This window comes from Micromonospora sp. NPDC049257 (assembly GCF_040678915.1).
GTDB classification, from domain to species: domain Bacteria; phylum Actinomycetota; class Actinomycetes; order Mycobacteriales; family Micromonosporaceae; genus Micromonospora; species Micromonospora antibiotica.
This window is the reverse complement of the sequence record NZ_JBFAQU010000002.1, coordinates 26,957-43,882: the sequence shown is the minus strand read 5'-3', so window position 1 is coordinate 43,882 and position 16,926 is coordinate 26,957. Positions and strand designations below refer to the sequence as shown.

Sequence of the window (16,926 nt, the reverse complement as noted above, 5' to 3'; positions counted from 1 at the left end):
GCCCACCCGGGAACGGACCCCGGCTGCCCCTAACGGCCGGTGGGCGGCCCCGCAGGACCGCCCACCGGCACATGCTCAGGATGTCGTGCTGGTGTCGGCGTGCGCGCTCACGCCCGCCTCCGCCCGGCGCGCGGTGGCCGGGTCCTTCCAGACGTGCACCCGCTGGGGCGGACGCTGCTCCAGGCCGGACAGGCCGGCCGCCGTGCCCAACGCCTCGGCGTACACCTGGTCGGCGTCGAGCCGGCGCAGCTCCTCGGCCAGCTCGTCACCGAGCGGGCGACGCACCAGCGGCAGCACCCGGTCGTCCTGGCCGGTACGCCGGAACGTCGCCAGGCTGTCGTCCCGGGTCAACGTCAACTCGTCGCCGTTGGCGCAGCGCAGCTGCACCTGACGCATCCTCGGGTGGTCGTCGGTGTGCTGCCACTGCGGTTGGATGCCGAGCCGGGCGGCCAGCCACCCCTGCATCAGCGCCGCCGTCGGGTCCCGGCGGGGGGCCACCACCGTCGCCTCGGTGACCCGCGCCTCGGTGGTGTCGAACGCCCCGGCGACCAGGGTGCGCCACGGGGTGATCCGGGTCCACGCCAGGTCGGTGTCGCCGGGGGCGTAGTCCCGAGCCCGTTCCCGCAGCGCCTCGACCGGGTCGACGGCCTGCGCGCAGTCGGTGATCCGCCGGTCGGCGACCACCCCGAGGAAGTCGGTGGCGATCTCCGCCGGTGGTTCGCCGTGCCACCAGGTGACCACCGGTACGTCCGGCACCAGCAGCGGCATCACCACCGACTCGGCGTGCAGGGCCAGCCGGCCGTACATCCGGGTCACCACCGCCTCGCAAGGGCCCAGCCGGCCGCCGACCACGATCTCGGCGTCCAACCGGTTGCGTTCCCGCTCCACGTCGGCGCGTACGACGACGAGCAGCCGGCACGGGTGGGCGGCGGCGGCGATGGTGGCCGCCGCCTCGGCTTCCCGGACCCGCTTCTCGTCGACCACGACGATCAGGGTGAGCGCCATCCCGCTGGCCACCCCGCCCGCGCTGCGCCGCTCGGCGGCGAGCGCCTTGACCACCTCGTTGCCGGTGGTGTCCCACAGCCCGATCAATGGAGCCTCCTGGTTCGCTCGCTCTGCTCGCTCACGCTCTCCGCCAAGCCCGGCCCTCGCGGGCCAGCATCTCGTCGGCGGCCCGGGGACCCCACTCGCCGGACCGGTAGGGCTCCGGCTTGGTGCCCTCCCAGGCGTGCTCCAGCGGGTCCACCACCGCCCAGCTCTGCTCCACCTCGGAGGCGTCGGGGAAGAGTGTCCGGTCGCCGATCAGCACGTCCAGCACGAGCCGCTCGTACGCCTCGGGGCTGGACTCGGTGAACGCCTCGCCGTACTGGAAGTCCATCGCGATGTCGCGGACCTCCATGGTGGTGCCGGGCACCTTCGAGCCGAACTTGAGCACCACGCCCTCGTCCGGCTGCACCCGGATGACCAGCTGGTTGTTGCCCAGCGACTCCATGTCGGCCGTGTTGAACGGCAGGTGCGGGGCCTTCTTGAACATGATGGCCACCTCGGTGACCCGCCGGGGCAGCCGCTTGCCGGCCCGGATGTAGAACGGCACCCCGGCCCAGCGGCGGTTCTGGATGCCCAACTCGACGGCGACGTACGTCTCGGTGGTCGAGTGCGCCGGGACGCCCTCCTCGTCGAGGTAGCCGACGGCCCGTTCGCCACCCACCCAACCGGGCAGGTACTGACCGCGCACGGTGCCCCGGGACACGTCCTTCGGCAGGGTGATCGCCTTGAGCACCTTGAGCTTCTCGGCCCGGATCTCGTCGGCGTCGAAGCTGGTGGGCTCCTCCATGGCGACCAGGGCGAGCAGCTGGAGCAGGTGGTTCTGGAGCACGTCGCGGGCGGTGCCGACCGAGTCGTAGAAGCCGGCCCGGGTGCCGATGCCGACGTCCTCGGCCATGGTGATCTGCACCGAGTCGACGTACTTGGAGTTCCACAGCGGCTCGAACAGGTTGTTGGCGAACCGCAGGGCGAGGATGTTCTGGACCGTCTCCTTGCCCAGGTAGTGGTCGATCCGGAAGACGTCCTGCCGGGTGAACACGTCGTCGACCAGGTCGTTGAGTTCCTTGGCCGAGGGCAGGTCGTTGCCGAACGGCTTCTCCACCACCACCCGCCGCCAGCCGCCGCACTTGTCGTTGTCGGCCATGCCGGTGCGGGCCAGCTGCTTGAGCACCACCGGGAAGGCCGTCGGGGGGATGGAGAAGTAGAACGCGGCGTTGCCGTGGATGCCGTGGCTGTCGCGCAGCTGGTTCAGCGTCGAGGCGAGCTTGTCGAAAGCGGCGTCGTCGTCGAACGAGCCACCGACGAACTTGATGTTGCCGGCCAGCCGGCCCCACACCTCCTCCCGCCACGGTGTCCGGGCGTGCTTCTTCGCCGACTCGTGGGCCAGTGCCTCGAAGTCGCCGTCGCCCCAGTCCCGGCGGGCGAAGCCCAGCACCACGAAACCGGGCGGCAGCAGCCCCCGGTTGGCCAGGTCGTAAACCGCCGGCAGCAGCTTCTTGCGCGCCAGGTCACCGGTCACCCCGAAGATCACCAGGGCGCACGGCTCCGGGATCCGGGGGAGCCTTCGGTCCTGCGCGTCGCGCAGCGGATTCACGCCGTCTCCTCGCTCCGTCTGGTCCATGTCGTCCATCGTCACGCCCGCCATTGTCCGATCGCGTCCAGCCGGGCCGGTGCGGCCGGCCTGTCGGCCGGGGGCCGGCGCAGCATCGGCCGGCCCCGGTCGGATGGTGCCACCGGGATGCCCCGCGCGTACAGGGCAGCCGGTACGGCGGCGGGCGCGGTCGTCGCGACCGCGTCCGCCCCGTTCACCGCGCGACCGGCGGCGGCATCGGCCGCGCCGGTCGACAGGTCACTCACGTCGCCACCGGTGCTGCGGTGACGACGGCGTGGCACGTCGCGGGGCCGGGCCCCGCGACGCCGGCGACGCCGTCGGTCACGCGTTGCCCCCGGCCCGCTGGGCCGCCTCGGCGTTGCCCTTGGCGGCCTCGTTCGGCGTGCCGGTGCCCTGCGCCGCCGCGCTCAGCGACTTGCGGACACCTTCGAGCAGCTCACCCCAGCTGGCCTCGAACTTCTCCACGCCCTCCCGTTCCAGGGTGGCGATCACGTCGGCCATGTCGACGCCGACGGCGGCCAGGTCGGCGAAGACCTTCCGGGCGGCCTCGTACGCGCCGGTGATGGTGTCGCCCCGGGTCTCCCCGTGCTCGGCGTACGCCGTCACGACCGACTCGGGCATGGTGTTGACGGTGCCCGGCGCGATCAGCTCCTCGACGTAGATCACGTCGCGGTAGTCCGGGTTCTTGGTCGAGGTCGACGCCCACAGCGGGCGCTGCGGGTGGGCGCCCGCATCGGCCAGGGCCTGCCACCGGTCGGAGGAGAAGACCTCGGTGTAGCGCTCGTAGGCGAGCTGGGCGTTGGCGACGGCGGCCTTGCCGCGCAGCGCCTTGGCCTCCTCGGAACCGATCTTGTCGAGCTGCTTGTCGATCTCGGAGTCGACCCGGGAGACGAAGAACGAGGCCACCGAGCCGATGCCGGACAGGTCGTGGCCGTTGGCCTTGGCCTGCTCCAGGCCGGTGAGGAACGCCTCCATCACCGCGGAGTAGCGGTCCAGCCCGAAGATCAGCGTCACGTTGACGCTGATCCCCTCGGCCAGGGTGGCGGTGATCGCCGCCAGCCCCGCCTCGGTCGCCGGGATCTTGATGAACAGGTTCGGCCGGTCCACCAGCCACCACAGCGCCTTGGCCTCGGCGACCGTCTTGTCGGTGTCGTGGGCGACCCGGGGGTCGACCTCGATGGAGACCCGCCCGTCGACGCCGTCGCTGCCGTCGTACGACGGGCGCATCACGTCGCACGCCCAGCGCACGTCGTAGGTGGTGAGCATCCGGACGGCCTCTTCGACCTCGATGCCCCGGGTGGCGAGGTCCTTGAGCTGCCAGTTGTACTCGTCGGCGTCGCTCAACGCCTTGGCGAAGATCGTCGGGTTGGTGGTCACCCCGGCCACGTGCTTCTCGCGGCGGAGCTGGTCCAGCCCGCCGGAGCTCAGTCGTACCCGGGAAAGGTCGTCGAGCCAGACCGCCACTCCGGCGGCGCTCAGTTCCTTCAGTCGGTCCGTCATGCCGTGCACGCTCCCCTCAACTGCCGGTCGTGAAACCGGTGATGTCGCCCACCCGCGCCAGCGACGCGTGTGCCGCCGCGACGATCCGGTCGGGGGTGAACCCGAACTGCTCGAACAGCACCGTGTGCGGCGCGCTTGCTCCGTAGTGCTCCAGGCTGACGCTCTCGCCCAGGTCACCGACGACACCCCGCCAGGACATCCCGATCCCGGCCTCCACGCTCACCCGGGCCTTGACCCCGCGCGGCAGCACCGACTCCCGGTACGCCTCGTCCTGCTCGTAGAACCACTCCTGGCAGGGCATCGACACCACTCGGGTCGGGGTGCCGTCGGCCTCCAGCCGCTCCCGGGCGGTGAGGCAGAGCTGCACCTCGGAGCCGGTGCCCACGATGATCACCTGCGGCTTGCCGGTGGACGCCTCGGCCAGCACGTACCCGCCCTTGGCGGTGCCCTCGGCGCCGGCGTACTGCTCCCGGTCCAGGGTCGGCAGCGGCTGCCGGCTCAGCGCCAGCGCGGTCGGCCGGTCGGTGTGCTCCAGCGCCTGCCGCCAGGCCCAGGCGGTCTCGTTGGCGTCGGCCGGGCGGACCACGTCCAGGCCCGGGATGGCGCGCAGTGCGGTCAGGTGCTCCACCGGCTGGTGGGTCGGCCCGTCCTCGCCGAGGCCGATCGAGTCGTGCGTCCAGACGTACGTCACCGGCAGCTTCATCAGGGCGGCGAGCCGCACCGACGGGCGCATGTAGTCGCTGAAGACCAGGAAGGTGCCGCCGTACGGGCGGGTGCCGCCGTGCAGCGCGATGCCGTTGAGGATCGCGCCCATGGCGTGCTCACGGATGCCGAAGTGCAGCGTGCGGCCGTACTCGTGGCCGGGGAAGTCCTTGGTGGCGTGGGCGGCCGGGATGAACGACGGCTCGCCCTTCATGGTGGTGTTGTTGCTCTCCGCCAGGTCGGCCGAGCCGCCCCACAGCTCCGGCAGCACCGGGGCGAGCGCCTCCAGCACCTTGCCGGACGCGGCCCGGGTGGCCACGCCCTTGGCGTCGGCGGGGAAGGTCGGCAGCGCGTCCGTCCAGCCCTGCGGCAGCACCCGGCCGGCGATCCGGTCGTAGAGCGCCCTGCGCTCCGGGTTGGCCTGCGCCCAGCCGTCGAACTCGCCGGTCCACGCCTGCTCGGCCTCGGTGCCCCGGGTCAGCACCCCACGGGCGTGGGCGAGCACGTCCTCGTCGACCTGGAAGCTCTGCTGCGGGTCGAAACCGAGGATCTCCTTGGTGGCCTTCACCTCGTCGGCGCCGAGCGCCGAACCGTGGATCTTGCCGGTGTTCTTCTTGTTGGGCGCGGGCCAGCCGATGATGGTGCGCAGCGCGATGAACGAGGGACGGCCGGTCTCGGCCTTCGCCGCCAGCAGCGCCTGGTAGAGCGCCTCGACGTCCTCGTGGTAGTCGCCCTGGTCGGCGTCGCCGGCCCGCCAGTCGACGGTCTGCACGTGCCAGCCGTACGCCGCGTAGCGCGCCGCCACGTCCTCGCTCTTGGCGATGCGGGTGTCGTCCTCGATGGAGATCTCGTTGTCGTCGTAGATCAGCGTGAGGTTGCCCAGCTGCTGGTGCCCGGCCAGCGCGCTCGCCTCGTGGCTGATGCCCTCCTCGATGTCGCCGTCGGAGGCGATGCACCAGATCTGGTGGTCGAAGACGGACTGCCCCGGCTCGCTCTCCGGGTCGAACAGGCCACGCTCGCGGCGGGCCGCCATCGCCATCCCGACCGCGTTGCCCAGGCCCTGCCCGAGCGGGCCGGTGGTGGTCTCGACACCGGGGGTGTGCCCGTGCTCCGGGTGACCCGGGGTGAGCGAGCCCCACTGCCGCAGCGACTTCAGGTCGTCCAGGCTCAGCGGGTAGCCGGAGAGGAAGAGCTGGATGTAGAGCGTGAGGCTGGAGTGCCCGGCGGACAGCACGAACCGGTCCCGGCCGGGCCAGTTCGGGTCGGCCGGATTGTGCCGCATCACCCGGTTGAACAGCAGGTACGCCGCGGGCGCGAGGCTCATCGCGGTGCCAGGGTGGCCGTTGCCGGATTTCTCCACGGCATCCATGGCCAGGACGCGGACGGTGTCGACGGCCCGGCGGTCGAGGTCGGTCCAGTTGAGTGCGGGTCGGTTGGCAGCCACTATGGTTGTGCTCCTCGGCAGATGGGCGGAACCCTCAGTGGTGACCCTATCGAGCGGGTCTAAACGTCCGCCCGGGGATCTCAGCAGGCAGTTACGTATGGGCGGGCCGGATCGTTCGGTCACCCGTCAGGTGTGACGGCCCGCACCGTTGTCGGGTCGCCCGGGCAGCGAAAACGACGACGCGTAGTGTGTGGTGCGGTGTGTGGGCCCCGACGGGGCCCCGCCGAACCGACTTCCCCTGCCGATGCCGGAAGGTGGCAATCCGTGAGCATGATCACCGAGCGCCCCGTCAGCAACCCTGCCGGGCAGCCGCCGGTGCGCACGGTGGCCGGGGAGCCGGCGTCCCGGCGGCGGGACGTGCGCGCGGTGCTGTCGGCGTACGTGACGCTGACCAAGCCGCGCATCGTGGAGCTGCTGCTGGTGACCACGGTGCCGGCGATGATGCTCGCCGACGGTGGCCTGCCGTCGCTGTGGCTGATGGCGGTGGTGCTGGTCGGTGGTTCGCTCGCCGCCGGTGCGGCGAGCGTGCTCAACTGCTACATCGACCGGGACATCGACCAGTTGATGCGCCGGACCAAGCGGCGTCCCCTGCCGGCGCACACCGTCTCGCCCCGCAGCGCCCTGGTCTTCGGGCTGGTGCTGGCGGCGGTGTCGGTCGCCCTGATGGCGACGTTCACCAACCTGCTGGCCGCGGCGTTGACGTTGGCCGCGATCGCCTACTACGACCTGGTCTACACCCTCTGGCTCAAGCGCACCACGACGGCGAACACGTTCTGGGGCGGGGCGTGCGGGGCGGCGCCGGTGCTGATCGGCTGGGCCGCGGTGACCGGGTCGTTGGCACCGGCGGCCTGGGTGCTGTTCGCGGTGGTCTTCTTCTGGCAGATGCCGCACTTCTACCCGCTGGCGATGAAATACAAGGACGACTATGCCCGCGCCGGCATCCCGATGCTGCCCGTGGTGGCTTCGGCCCGGCGGGTCAACGCCGAGATCCTGATCTTCGCCTGGTTGACCGTGGCGACCTCGCTGGCGCTGTGGCCGCTGGGCATGAGCGCGATCTACGGGGTGCCGACCGCCCTGGTGGGTGCGGTCTTCCTGGTCGAGGCGCACAAGCTCTGCCGGCGGGTGACCCGGGGCGAGCCGGTCAAGCCGATGCGCCTGTTCCACTGGTCGACCACGTACCTGACCATCGTCTTCGCCGCGGTGGCCCTCGACGCGCTGCTCTGACGCGGCACAGGAGCGTCTGGCAGTGGGCGCCGGCTGAGGACGGCACGGTCCTGCGCGGGGTGGACGTCTACCGGGTACGCGACGGCCGCATCGCCGCCAAGGACGTCTACGGCAAGCTCACCGTCGATGTCGAGCGGCCACGTTGATCCGCGCTCCCGTCGACCGGACAGCCCACGGACGCCGGCGGACTGCACTGTCTGCATCTGGACAGATTATGGCGATCCAGGCGAGTCGTTACGCCCGTATTTATCCGACATGCCTGGTCAATCGGCCCAGCGGTTCCGATAAACCCTCGGGTAATTGGTATCACAAATAGTTCATGATTCTCGCGCGTAGGGGTGCAAGTCTGCTTAGGCTTCGCGCATGGCAGAAGGTTCCGATACGACGCTGACGGCTGAACAGACCGCCGAGCCGGCCCCCACCGGGCTGGTCTCGGGCATCAAGTCCTTCGCCGCCGGACACGGCGGCGCGAAGGCGGTCATCGAGTACGTCGGCAAGCGTGGCGCGCGGATCGTCCTGGTCGGCGCTGACGGTGCGTGGGGCGACCAGTTCGCCGAGGACACCGTGACCGCCCGGGAGGCGTGCGCGCAGGCGGGGGTCACCGTCGAGAACGCCTGGGAGCGTGAGCTGATGGACCAGATGCGGCCGAGCAACGACCTGTGGCGGTCGATGGCCCGACGCACGATGGCCCGCTGACCCGGTCGGCCCGTTGACCGACGACACCGTGACCCACCACCAGTCGACCCGGGGGAAACCCCGGGTCGCTCTCGTCACCTGCGCCCGCTTCGCCGATCTCTACCCCGACGACCGGCTCGTGCTCGCCCCGCTGGCGGCACGGGACGTCACCGTCGAGGCCGCCGTCTGGGACGACCCCCGGGTCGACTGGGGGAGCTACGACCTGGTCGTGCTCCGTTCGCCCTGGGACTACGCCCCACGCCGCGACGAGTTCGTCACCTGGGCCCGTACGGTGCCGACCCTGGCCAACCCTGCCGACGTGGTCGAGTGGAACACCGACAAGCGCTACCTCGGTGAGCTCGCCGCAGCCGGGGTGCCCACCGTGCCGACCTCCTGGGTCGCGCCGGGTGACGCCTGGGTCCCGCCTCCACCGCCCGGCGAGTACGTGGTCAAGCCGACGGTCAGCGCCGGCAGCCAGGACGCCGGCCGGTACGACGCGGCCGACCCGGGACACGGGGACCTGGCCGTCGCACACCTCCGTCGGTTGTCGTCGGCCGGCCGGGTCGCCATGGTCCAGCCCTACCTGGACGCGGTGGACACCGCCGGTGAGACCGCCCTGCTCTTCGTGGCCGGCCCGGACGGCCTGACGTTCAGCCACGCCATCCGCAAGGGCGCCATGCTCGACGGCCCCGACCTGGGCGTCGAGGGGCTCTTCCGGCCGGAGGAGATCAGCCCGCGCAACCCCACCGACGCCCAGTTGGCCGTCGCCGCGCGGGTGCTGGCGGAGGTCCCGGGCGGCCCGCAGCGGCTGCTCTATGCCCGGGTGGACCTGCTTCCCGGCCCGGACGGCGAACCCGTGCTGATCGAGCTGGAGCTGACCGAGCCCTCGCTGTTCCTCGGTCACGCCGACGGTGCGCCCGAGCGCCTCGCCGACGCGGTGCTCACCCACCTCACCCGCCGCAGCTGACCTCCCCCACCCGCCCCGCCCCGCGCCCACCCGCCCCGCGCCACCCAGCCCCGCGCCCGCCCGCCCGCGCCGTCGGGCCGGGTGCGGCCGGCTACTTCCAGGTTGTAGTGGCCTTCTGCGGCGGTGAGGCCACTACAACCTGGTTCGAGTGCGATCTCGGCACCAGGACCGGCGAGTGTGGCAGGGCCCGCGAGTGTGGCAGGGCCCGCGAGTGCACCAGGACCGCGAGTGCGGCAGGGGCCGCAGGCGGTCAGACGGTGGCGGGCAACCGGTCCTCGGTCAGGGGTCGTGCGGGACCGGCCGGCAGCGGGTCGGCCGTGGCCGGACGGCGCTGCCGGGTCGACCAGAGCATCGCCAGGGTGGCCAGCAGCACCAGGCAGGAGCCGAGCATGTGCGCGGCGACCAGCACGCCCGGCAGGTGGGTGAAGTACTGCACGAAACCGATCAGGCCCTGCCCCAGTTCCACCGCGACCAGCACCAGGGCGGCGCGGGCCGGGCCGGCCGCGCCGACCGCCCGCAACGCCAGGACCAGCGCGACGGAGAGCCCGATCAGCAGGAACACCCCGTCGGCGTGCACCTGGGAGATCGTCTCGGGGTCCAGCCCGTTGCGGGCCGCCCCGTGGTCGCCGGCGTGCGGGCCGCTGCCGGTCACCCAGGTCCCGACGACCAGCACCGCGACGCTGACGGCGGTGGTGAGCCGGGCGAGGGTACGCAGCGGCCGGGGCACCACCGGCTCCGCCGGCCCGTCGGGGTCGACGATCCGTCGCCAGAGGGCGTACGCGGCGGCGATGACCGCCATCGAGGCGAGGAAGTGCAGTCCGACCACCCACGGGTTGAGGTTGGTCAGCACGGTGATCCCGCCGATCACGGCCTGCGCGGGGATGCCGAGGAACACCGCCACCGCCAACCCGGTCAGCCCGGGGCGTCGGGGCCGCTGGGCCAGCACGGCCAGCAGGGTGGCCAGCGCGATCGCCCCGACGGCGAAGGTGAGCAGCCGGTTGCCGAACTCGATCACCCCATGCACGCCCATCTCGGTGGTGGTGGTGTACGACGCGTCGGTGCACCGGGGCCAGGTCGGGCAGCCGAGCCCCGACGCGGTGAGCCGGACGGCCCCGCCGGTCACCACGATGGCCACGTTTGCCACGATCGAGGCGTACGCGAGGCGGCGCAGCAGGGTGGTCGAGACCGGGTGGCGGTCGAGCAGGCGGGCCAGCACGGCGGGGACCGGGAACCGGACGGATCGCTTCACGCCGCGAATCCTACGCACCGTAGTTGATCCCGATCGGGTGACTCCGGCACCCCGGTGGGCGGAATCACCGGGATCGGGTTTGCGAGCGCCCGCCGAATTACGTAACGTTGGCGTTGTGAAAAACATGGCGGCGCTCTCCGGGCACCCGCCGACGACCGGGTCGGTCGTCGGCGTCGGAGCGCGGTCCCGTCGTGCCGGGCGACCCGCCGGGCCGGGTGCCGGTCACCCCGCCCCGGTGGAGTCGACCCCGGCCGCCCCCACCGATCTTTCCACCCGGGACCGGGTGACCCAGCTCCTGCTGGAGCAGGGGGCGACCACCGCCGGCCAGCTCGGCTCGGCGCTCGGCCTCAGCCCCGCCGCGATCCGCCGACACCTCGACGCGATGCTCGCCGACGGTGACGTGGTGGCCCGTGAGCAGACCGTGCGGGGCAGTCGGGGCCGGGGCCGACCGGCGAAGGTCTTCCTGCTCACCGACGCGGCCCGGGTGCGCTGCGGCACCCACCACTACGACAACATGGCCACCGCGGCGTTGCGCTGGATCGCCCGCAGCGGCGGCTCCGACGCGGTCGAGGCTTTCGCCGCCGACCAGGTCGCCGCGCTGGAGGCCCGCTGCCGGGCCGCCATGGAGGATGCCGGCGACGATCCGCTCGCCCGGTCCGAGGCACTCGCGGGGGCGCTCACCGCCGAGGGCTACGCTGCCAACGCGTCCACGATCGCCTCCGGCGGGCAGCTCTGCCAGCACCACTGCCCGGTGGCGCACGTGGCCGCCGAGTTTCCCCAGCTGTGCGAGGCCGAGACGGCGGTCATCTCCCGTCTGGTCGGCACCCACGTGCAGCGCCTGGCCACCATCGCGCATGGCGACGGGGTGTGCACCACGCACATTCCGGCCCAGCTGCGCGCCCCAGTCCGGTAACACCGTCACCACTGTGAGGACAGATAGATGACCGAGCAGATCGTCCAGCCCCTGACCCAGGAAGAGCAGCTCGCCGCCCTCGGTCGCTACGAGTACGGCTGGTCCGACTCCGACGTCGCCGGGGCGGCCGCGCAGCGCGGCATCAACGAAGCGGTGGTGCGGGACATCTCGGCGAAGAAGAACGAGCCGGCCTGGATGCTCGACCTGCGGCTCAAGGGCCTGCGGCTGTTCGGCCGCAAGCCGATGCCGTCCTGGGGTGCCGACCTCACCGGGATCGACTTCGACAACATCAAGTACTTCGTGCGGTCCACCGAGAAGCAGGCCACCAGCTGGGAGGACCTGCCGGAGGACATCAAGAACACCTACGACCGGCTGGGCATCCCCGAGGCGGAGAAGCAGCGGCTGGTCGCCGGGGTCGCGGCGCAGTACGAGTCCGAGGTGGTCTACCACAAGATCCGCGAGGACCTGGAGGAGCAGGGTGTCCTCTTCCTGGACACCGACACCGCCCTCAAGGAGCACGAGGACGTCTTCAAGGAGTACTTCGGCACGGTGATCCCGGTCGGCGACAACAAGTTCGCCGCGCTGAACACCTCCGTGTGGTCCGGTGGCTCGTTCATCTACGTGCCGAAGGGCGTGCACGTGGAGATCCCGCTCCAGGCGTACTTCCGGATCAACACCGAGAACATGGGCCAGTTCGAGCGGACGCTGATCATCGTCGACGAGGGCGCGTACGTGCACTACGTCGAGGGTTGCACCGCGCCGCTCTACTCGTCCGACTCGCTGCACAGCGCGGTCGTCGAGATCATCGTCAAGAAGAACGCGCGCTGCCGCTACACGACCATCCAGAACTGGTCGAACAACGTCTACAACCTGGTCACCAAGCGGGCCGTCTGCCACGAGGGCGCGACCATGGAGTGGGTCGACGGCAACATCGGCTCCAAGGTCACCATGAAGTACCCGGCGGTCTACATGACCGGCGAGCACGCCAAGGGCGAGGTGCTCTCGGTGGCGATGGCCGGCGAGGGTCAGCACCAGGACGCCGGGGCCAAGATGGTGCACGCCGCGCCGCACACCAGCAGCACCATCGTGTCGAAGTCGATCGCCCGGGGCGGTGGCCGTACCTCGTACCGGGGCCTGGTGCAGGTGCTGGAGGGCTCGCACCACAGCCGCAGCACGGTCAAGTGCGACGCGCTGCTGGTCGACACCATCTCCCGCTCGGACACCTACCCCTACGTCGACATCCGCGAGGACGACGTGTCGATGGGGCACGAGGCGACCGTCTCCAAGATCAGCGACGACCAGCTCTTCTACCTGATGAGCCGGGGCCTGAGCGAGGACGAGGCGATGGCGATGATCGTGCGGGGCTTCATCGAGCCGATCGCCAAGGAACTCCCGATGGAGTACGCCCTGGAGCTCAACCGCCTGATCGAACTCCAGATGGAGGGCGCGGTCGGCTGACGCCGCCCACCCTCCGCCCAATGACACCGTCGTCACGGACAGACAGACCAAGGAAGAGATGACTACCCAGGCTTCCGCGCCGCCCAGCACCAAGTCGCAGGCGCTCCGCTCGTACGACGTCGCCGACTTCCCGGCCCTGACCGGCCTGGAGGAGGAGTGGCGTTTCACCCCGCTCAAGCGGCTGCGTGGGCTGACCGACGGGGCGCAGGCCGCCACCGGTGCGGTCCGCCACGAGTACGCCGACCTGCCGGCCGGCGTCACCGTCGGGCGGATCGGCCGGGACGACCCCCGGGTGGGCAGCGTGCTCACCCCGGTCGACCGGGTCAGCGCGCTGGCGTACGGCGGTGCCGGTGCGGCGTTGCTGGTCGAGGTCGCGGCCGACGCGGTGGTCGACGCGCCGGTGACCCTGCGGGTGGTCGGGGACGACGCCGCCGGGCTGGCCTTCGGGCACACGTTCGTCGACGTGGGCCGGTTCGCCGAGGCGGTGCTGGTGCTGGAACACGTCGGCGCGGCGACGCTCGCCGACAACGTCGAGGTGGCGGTGGCCGACGGGGCGAAGCTGACCCTGGTCACGGTGGCCGACTGGGCCGCCGACGCGGTGCAGGCGCAGCACCTGAAGATCCGGCTCGGCCGGGACGCCAAGGTGTCGCACATCCAGGTCAGCCTGGGTGGCGACCTGGTCCGCCAGTACACCACGGTCGAGTACACCGGCCGCGGCGGCGAGGCCGAGCTGTACGGCGTCTACTTCGCCGACGGCGGCCAGCACCTGGAGCACCGCCAGCTCGTCGACCACAACGTGCCGGACTGCCGCAGTCACGTCGGCTACCGGGGCGCGTTGCAGGGCGACGAGGCGCACACCGTCTGGGTGGGCGACGTGTTGATCCGGGCCGAGGCGACCGGCACCGACACGTACGAGATCAACCGGAACCTGCTGCTCTCCGACGGTGCGCGGGCGGACTCCGTACCCAATCTGGAGATCGAGACCGGCGAGATCGCCGGGGCGGGCCACGCCAGCGCGACCGGCCGGTTCGACGACGAGCAGTTGTTCTACCTGATGGCCCGGGGTATCCCGGCGGACGAGGCCCGCCGCCTGGTGGTGCGGGGCTTCTTCGCCGAGGTGATCAACAAGATTCCGGTCGAGTCGCTGCGTGAGCGGCTGGGGGACGCCATCGAGGCCCGGCTCTCCCGGTCCGGGGCCTGACATGATCCGGATCTGCGCGACCGAGGACGTGCCGAAGGGCACCGTGATCAGCGCCGACGTGGACGGCCTCCAGGTCGCCGTCGTGCACGGCACCGACGGCGAGTTCTACGCGGTGCACGACGAGTGCTCGCACGCCTCGGTGGCCCTGTCCGAGGGTGAGGTCGAGGGCTGCACGCTGGAATGCTGGCTGCACGGTTCCCGGTTCGACCTGCGCACGGGTGAGCCCTCCGGGCTGCCCGCCACCGAACCCGTCCCCGTCTACGCCGTCGAGGTCCGCGACGGCGACATCTACCTTCCCGTGGGCGCCGACGGCCGCCCGACGCCGAGCAATGGAGTGACCCGATAATGAGCACCCTGGAGATCCGCGACCTGAAGGTGTCGGTCAAGCTGCCCGAGGGTGAGCTCAAGCCGATCCTGTCCGGCGTCGACCTGACCGTCCGGTCGGGGGAGACCCACGCGATCATGGGCCCGAACGGCTCCGGCAAGTCGACGCTTGCCTACTCGATCGCCGGCCACCCCAAGTACGAGATCACCGGCGGCTCGGTGACCCTCGACGGTGTCGACGTGCTGGAGATGACCGTCGACGAGCGGGCCCGTGCCGGCCTCTTCCTGGCCATGCAGTACCCGGTCGAGGTGCCCGGCGTCTCGGTGGCGAACTTCCTGCGCACCGCCAAGACCGCCATCGACGGCGAGGCCCCGAAGCTGCGTACCTGGGGTGGCGAGCTGCGCGGCGCGATGGAGAAGCTCCAGATGGACCCGGCGTTCGCCCAGCGTAACGTCAACGAGGGTTTCTCCGGCGGCGAGAAGAAGCGGCACGAGATCGTGCAGCTGGAGCTGCTCAAGCCCAAGATCGCCATCCTCGACGAGACCGACTCCGGCCTCGACGTGGACGCGCTGCGGGTGGTCAGCGAGGGAGTCAACCGGGTCCGCGACACCGGCGACACCGGCCTGCTGCTGATCACCCACTACACCCGCATCCTGCGCTACATCAAGCCCGACTTCGTGCACGTGTTCGTGGCCGGTCGGATCGTCGAGCAGGGTGGCCCGGAGCTGGCCGACAAGCTCGAGGAAGAGGGCTACGAGCGGTACGTCGCCGGAGCCGGCACGGCGCGGGCCTGAACACCACGGAACGGGGCGCTGAGATGACCACCATCGCCATCCCGGACGGGATGCCGCAGTACGACGACGTGCCGCGCTTCGACGTGGCCGCGGTGCGCGCCGACTTCCCGATCCTCGACCGGGAGGTCAACGGGCACCGGCTGGTCTATCTCGACAGCGCCAACACCTCGCACAAACCCCGCCAGGTGCTCGACGTGCTCGCCGGGCACTACGCGATGCACAACGCCAACGTGTCGCGTTCGGTGCACACCCTGGGCACCGAGGCGACCGAGGCGTACGAGGGGGCACGGGCGAAGATCGCCGCGTTCGTCAACGCGCCGAGCGTGGACGAGGTGGTGTTCACCAAGAACTCCACCGAGGCGATCAACATCGTGGCGTACGCCTTCTCCAACGCCTCGCTGCGCGCCGACGCCGACGAGCGGTTCCGGCTCGGCCCCGGCGACGAGATCGTGATCTCCGAGATGGAGCACCACTCGAACATCGTCCCGTGGCAGTTGCTGGCCGAGCGGACCGGCGCGACCCTACGCTGGTTCCCGGTCACCGACAGCGGCCGGCTGGACGAGTCGGGGCTGGCGGACCTGGTCACCGAGCGGACGAAGATCGTCGCGCTGGTGCACACCTCCAACATCCTCGGCACGGTCAACGCCACCGCCCGGATCACCGAACGGGTCCGCCAGGTGGGTGCGTTGCTGCTGCTCGACTGCTCGCAGTCGGTGCCGCACCAGCCGATCGACGTGGTCGACCTGGACGCCGACTTCATCGTGTTCACCGGGCACAAGATGTGCGGGCCGACCGGCATCGGCGTGCTGTGGGGCCGGGGCGAGCTGCTCGCCGCGATGCCCCCGGTGATGGGCGGCGGCTCGATGATCGAGACGGTGTCGATGGCCCGGTCGACGTTCGCCGCGCCGCCGGCCCGGTTCGAGGCGGGCACCCCGCCGATCGCCGAGGCCGTCGCGCTCGGCGCGGCGGTCGACTACCTCACCGGCGTCGGGATGCGGGCGATCCAGTGGCACGAGAAGGAGCTGACCGCGTACGCGCTGGACGCCCTCGCCACCGTGCCGGGGTTGAGGATCTTCGGCCCGACGGTGCCGGTCGGCCGGGGTGGCACCATCTCGTTCGCGCTCGGCGACGTGCACCCGCACGACGTCGGGCAGGTCCTCGACTCGCTCGGCGTGCAGGTGCGGGTGGGTCACCACTGCGCCAAGCCGGTCTGCACCCGGTTCGGGGTGCCGGCGATGACCCGGGCCTCGTTCTACCTGTACACCACCACGGAGGAGATCGACGCCCTGGTGTCGGGTCTCGCACAGGTGCGGAGGATCTTCGACTGATGCAGCTGGAGCAGCTCTACCAGGAGATCATCCTGGACCACTACAAGCGTCCGCAGGGGCGCGGTCTGCGTGACGCCGACGACCCCGACGCCGAGGTGGCCGAGGCGCACCACGTCAACCCGACCTGCGGCGACGAGGTCACCGTACGGGTGGCCGCCGTCGACGACATCGTGGTGGACATCTCGTACGACGGGGCCGGTTGTTCGATCAGCCAGGCGTCGGCGAGCGTGTTGTACGACCGGCTGTCCGGCCGGTGCGCGGAGGAGATCGCCGCCGTGCACGCCGGATTCGTGGAGTTGATGTCCGGCCGTGGCCAGGTCACGCCGGACGAGGAACTACTCGGTGACGGGGTGGCGTTCGCGGGGGTCGCCCGCTACCCGGCCCGGGTCAAGTGCGCGTTGTTGCCGTGGATGGCGTTCAAGGACGCCGCGGCACGCGCGGGGGTGGGCGTGAGCCCGACGGAGGTTGAGGCATGAGCGAGAACACGGCT

Annotated in this window: 15 protein-coding genes and 1 pseudogene; 10 read left to right on the top strand and 6 right to left on the bottom strand. The window is 71.2% G+C overall.

Translation table 11 applies throughout. The features are described from left to right. Positions 1 to 75 precede the first annotated feature (75 nt). The 5 genes from AB0K25_RS04160 to tkt form a co-directional block, all read right to left on the bottom strand. The gene (locus AB0K25_RS04160; RefSeq protein ID WP_219463728.1) at positions 76 to 1,092 is read right to left on the bottom strand and encodes a glucose-6-phosphate dehydrogenase assembly protein OpcA; all 1,017 of its coding nucleotides are present in this window, start codon (positions 1,090 to 1,092) and stop codon (positions 76 to 78) included. Positions 1,093 to 1,123: 31 nt separating this feature from the next. Next, positions 1,124 to 2,674 (bottom strand): glucose-6-phosphate dehydrogenase, encoded by a 1,551-nt coding sequence (zwf, locus tag AB0K25_RS04155; protein WP_208569265.1) that lies wholly within the window; start codon positions 2,672 to 2,674, stop codon positions 1,124 to 1,126. A gap of 2 nt (positions 2,675 to 2,676) precedes the next feature. Next, on the bottom strand, positions 2,677 to 2,901 hold the full coding sequence (locus AB0K25_RS04150; RefSeq protein ID WP_208569196.1) for a hypothetical protein: 225 nt from the start codon (positions 2,899 to 2,901) through the stop codon (positions 2,677 to 2,679). Positions 2,902 to 2,977: 76 nt separating this feature from the next. Further along, positions 2,978 to 4,156, bottom strand: coding sequence for a transaldolase (gene tal, locus AB0K25_RS04145; RefSeq protein WP_357536854.1), 1,179 nt, complete (start codon positions 4,154 to 4,156; stop codon positions 2,978 to 2,980). A gap of 16 nt (positions 4,157 to 4,172) precedes the next feature. Continuing rightward, entirely contained in the window at positions 4,173 to 6,302 is a 2,130-nt protein-coding gene (tkt, locus tag AB0K25_RS04140; RefSeq protein ID WP_357536852.1) for a transketolase, read from the bottom strand. A 264-nt stretch (positions 6,303 to 6,566) separates the two neighbouring features. Here tkt and AB0K25_RS04135 point away from each other — a divergent pair, with 264 nt between their 5' ends. The 3 genes from AB0K25_RS04135 (at position 6,567) to AB0K25_RS04125 (ending at position 9,168) form a co-directional block, all read left to right on the top strand. Further along, the gene (locus AB0K25_RS04135) at positions 6,567 to 7,526 is read left to right on the top strand and encodes a heme o synthase (RefSeq protein WP_219463724.1); all 960 of its coding nucleotides are present in this window, start codon (positions 6,567 to 6,569) and stop codon (positions 7,524 to 7,526) included. Positions 7,527 to 7,889: 363 nt separating this feature from the next. Continuing rightward, the gene (locus AB0K25_RS04130; protein ID WP_208569192.1) at positions 7,890 to 8,222 is read left to right on the top strand and encodes a hypothetical protein; all 333 of its coding nucleotides are present in this window, start codon (positions 7,890 to 7,892) and stop codon (positions 8,220 to 8,222) included. Positions 8,223 to 8,235: 13 nt separating this feature from the next. Then, positions 8,236 to 9,168: a hypothetical protein gene (locus tag AB0K25_RS04125; protein ID WP_363818340.1), complete on the top strand. Its 933-nt coding sequence runs from the start codon at positions 8,236 to 8,238 to the stop codon at positions 9,166 to 9,168. 250 nt (positions 9,169 to 9,418) lie between these two features. Here the strand turns inward: AB0K25_RS04125 and AB0K25_RS04120 are convergent, their stop codons facing one another. Then, on the bottom strand, positions 9,419 to 10,372 hold the full coding sequence (locus AB0K25_RS04120; protein WP_219470204.1) for a COX15/CtaA family protein: 954 nt from the start codon (positions 10,370 to 10,372) through the stop codon (positions 9,419 to 9,421). Between the two features lie 160 nt (positions 10,373 to 10,532). Between AB0K25_RS04120 and AB0K25_RS04115 the strand changes: the two are divergent. From AB0K25_RS04115 to sufU, 7 genes and pseudogenes are all read left to right on the top strand, one after another. Next, positions 10,533 to 11,361: pseudogene (locus tag AB0K25_RS04115) on the top strand (ArsR family transcriptional regulator). Then, positions 11,358 to 12,788 (top strand): Fe-S cluster assembly protein SufB, encoded by a 1,431-nt coding sequence (sufB, locus tag AB0K25_RS04110; protein ID WP_208569190.1) that lies wholly within the window; start codon positions 11,358 to 11,360, stop codon positions 12,786 to 12,788. Before AB0K25_RS04115 ends, sufB begins: the two are co-directional and overlap by 4 nt. A 58-nt stretch (positions 12,789 to 12,846) precedes the next feature. Further along, complete coding sequence (sufD, locus tag AB0K25_RS04105) at positions 12,847 to 13,989, top strand: Fe-S cluster assembly protein SufD (protein ID WP_219463720.1); 1,143 nt, start codon at positions 12,847 to 12,849, stop codon at positions 13,987 to 13,989. A gap of 1 nt (position 13,990) precedes the next feature. After that, positions 13,991 to 14,335 (top strand): non-heme iron oxygenase ferredoxin subunit, encoded by a 345-nt coding sequence (locus AB0K25_RS04100; RefSeq protein ID WP_208569188.1) that lies wholly within the window; start codon positions 13,991 to 13,993, stop codon positions 14,333 to 14,335. After that, positions 14,335 to 15,108 (top strand): Fe-S cluster assembly ATPase SufC, encoded by a 774-nt coding sequence (gene sufC, locus AB0K25_RS04095; RefSeq protein WP_208569187.1) that lies wholly within the window; start codon positions 14,335 to 14,337, stop codon positions 15,106 to 15,108. The genes AB0K25_RS04100 and sufC overlap by 1 nt, the downstream gene beginning before the upstream one ends. Positions 15,109 to 15,131: 23 nt before the next feature. Then, the gene (locus AB0K25_RS04090; protein WP_219463717.1) at positions 15,132 to 16,436 is read left to right on the top strand and encodes a cysteine desulfurase; all 1,305 of its coding nucleotides are present in this window, start codon (positions 15,132 to 15,134) and stop codon (positions 16,434 to 16,436) included. Beyond that, on the top strand, positions 16,436 to 16,912 hold the full coding sequence (gene sufU, locus AB0K25_RS04085) for a Fe-S cluster assembly sulfur transfer protein SufU (protein ID WP_208569185.1): 477 nt from the start codon (positions 16,436 to 16,438) through the stop codon (positions 16,910 to 16,912). Before AB0K25_RS04090 ends, sufU begins: the two co-directional genes overlap by 1 nt. The last annotated feature ends 14 nt before the right edge of the window (positions 16,913 to 16,926 follow it).

What these genes read in the sequence shown, in the direction of transcription:
- zwf (WP_208569265.1), bottom strand. Translation starts at nt 2,674, where the DNA reads ATGGACGACATGGACCAGACGGAGCGAGGAGACGGCGTGAATCCGCTG.
- tal (WP_357536854.1), bottom strand. Translation starts at nt 4,156, where the DNA reads ATGACGGACCGACTGAAGGAACTGAGCGCCGCCGGAGTGGCGGTCTGG.
- AB0K25_RS04130 (WP_208569192.1), top strand. Translation starts at nt 7,890, where the DNA reads ATGGCAGAAGGTTCCGATACGACGCTGACGGCTGAACAGACCGCCGAG.
- sufB (WP_208569190.1), top strand. Translation starts at nt 11,358, where the DNA reads ATGACCGAGCAGATCGTCCAGCCCCTGACCCAGGAAGAGCAGCTCGCC.
- sufD (WP_219463720.1), top strand. Translation starts at nt 12,847, where the DNA reads ATGACTACCCAGGCTTCCGCGCCGCCCAGCACCAAGTCGCAGGCGCTC.
- AB0K25_RS04100 (WP_208569188.1), top strand. Translation starts at nt 13,991, where the DNA reads ATGATCCGGATCTGCGCGACCGAGGACGTGCCGAAGGGCACCGTGATC.
- sufC (WP_208569187.1), top strand. Translation starts at nt 14,335, where the DNA reads ATGAGCACCCTGGAGATCCGCGACCTGAAGGTGTCGGTCAAGCTGCCC.
- AB0K25_RS04090 (WP_219463717.1), top strand. Translation starts at nt 15,132, where the DNA reads ATGACCACCATCGCCATCCCGGACGGGATGCCGCAGTACGACGACGTG.
- sufU (WP_208569185.1), top strand. Translation starts at nt 16,436, where the DNA reads ATGCAGCTGGAGCAGCTCTACCAGGAGATCATCCTGGACCACTACAAG.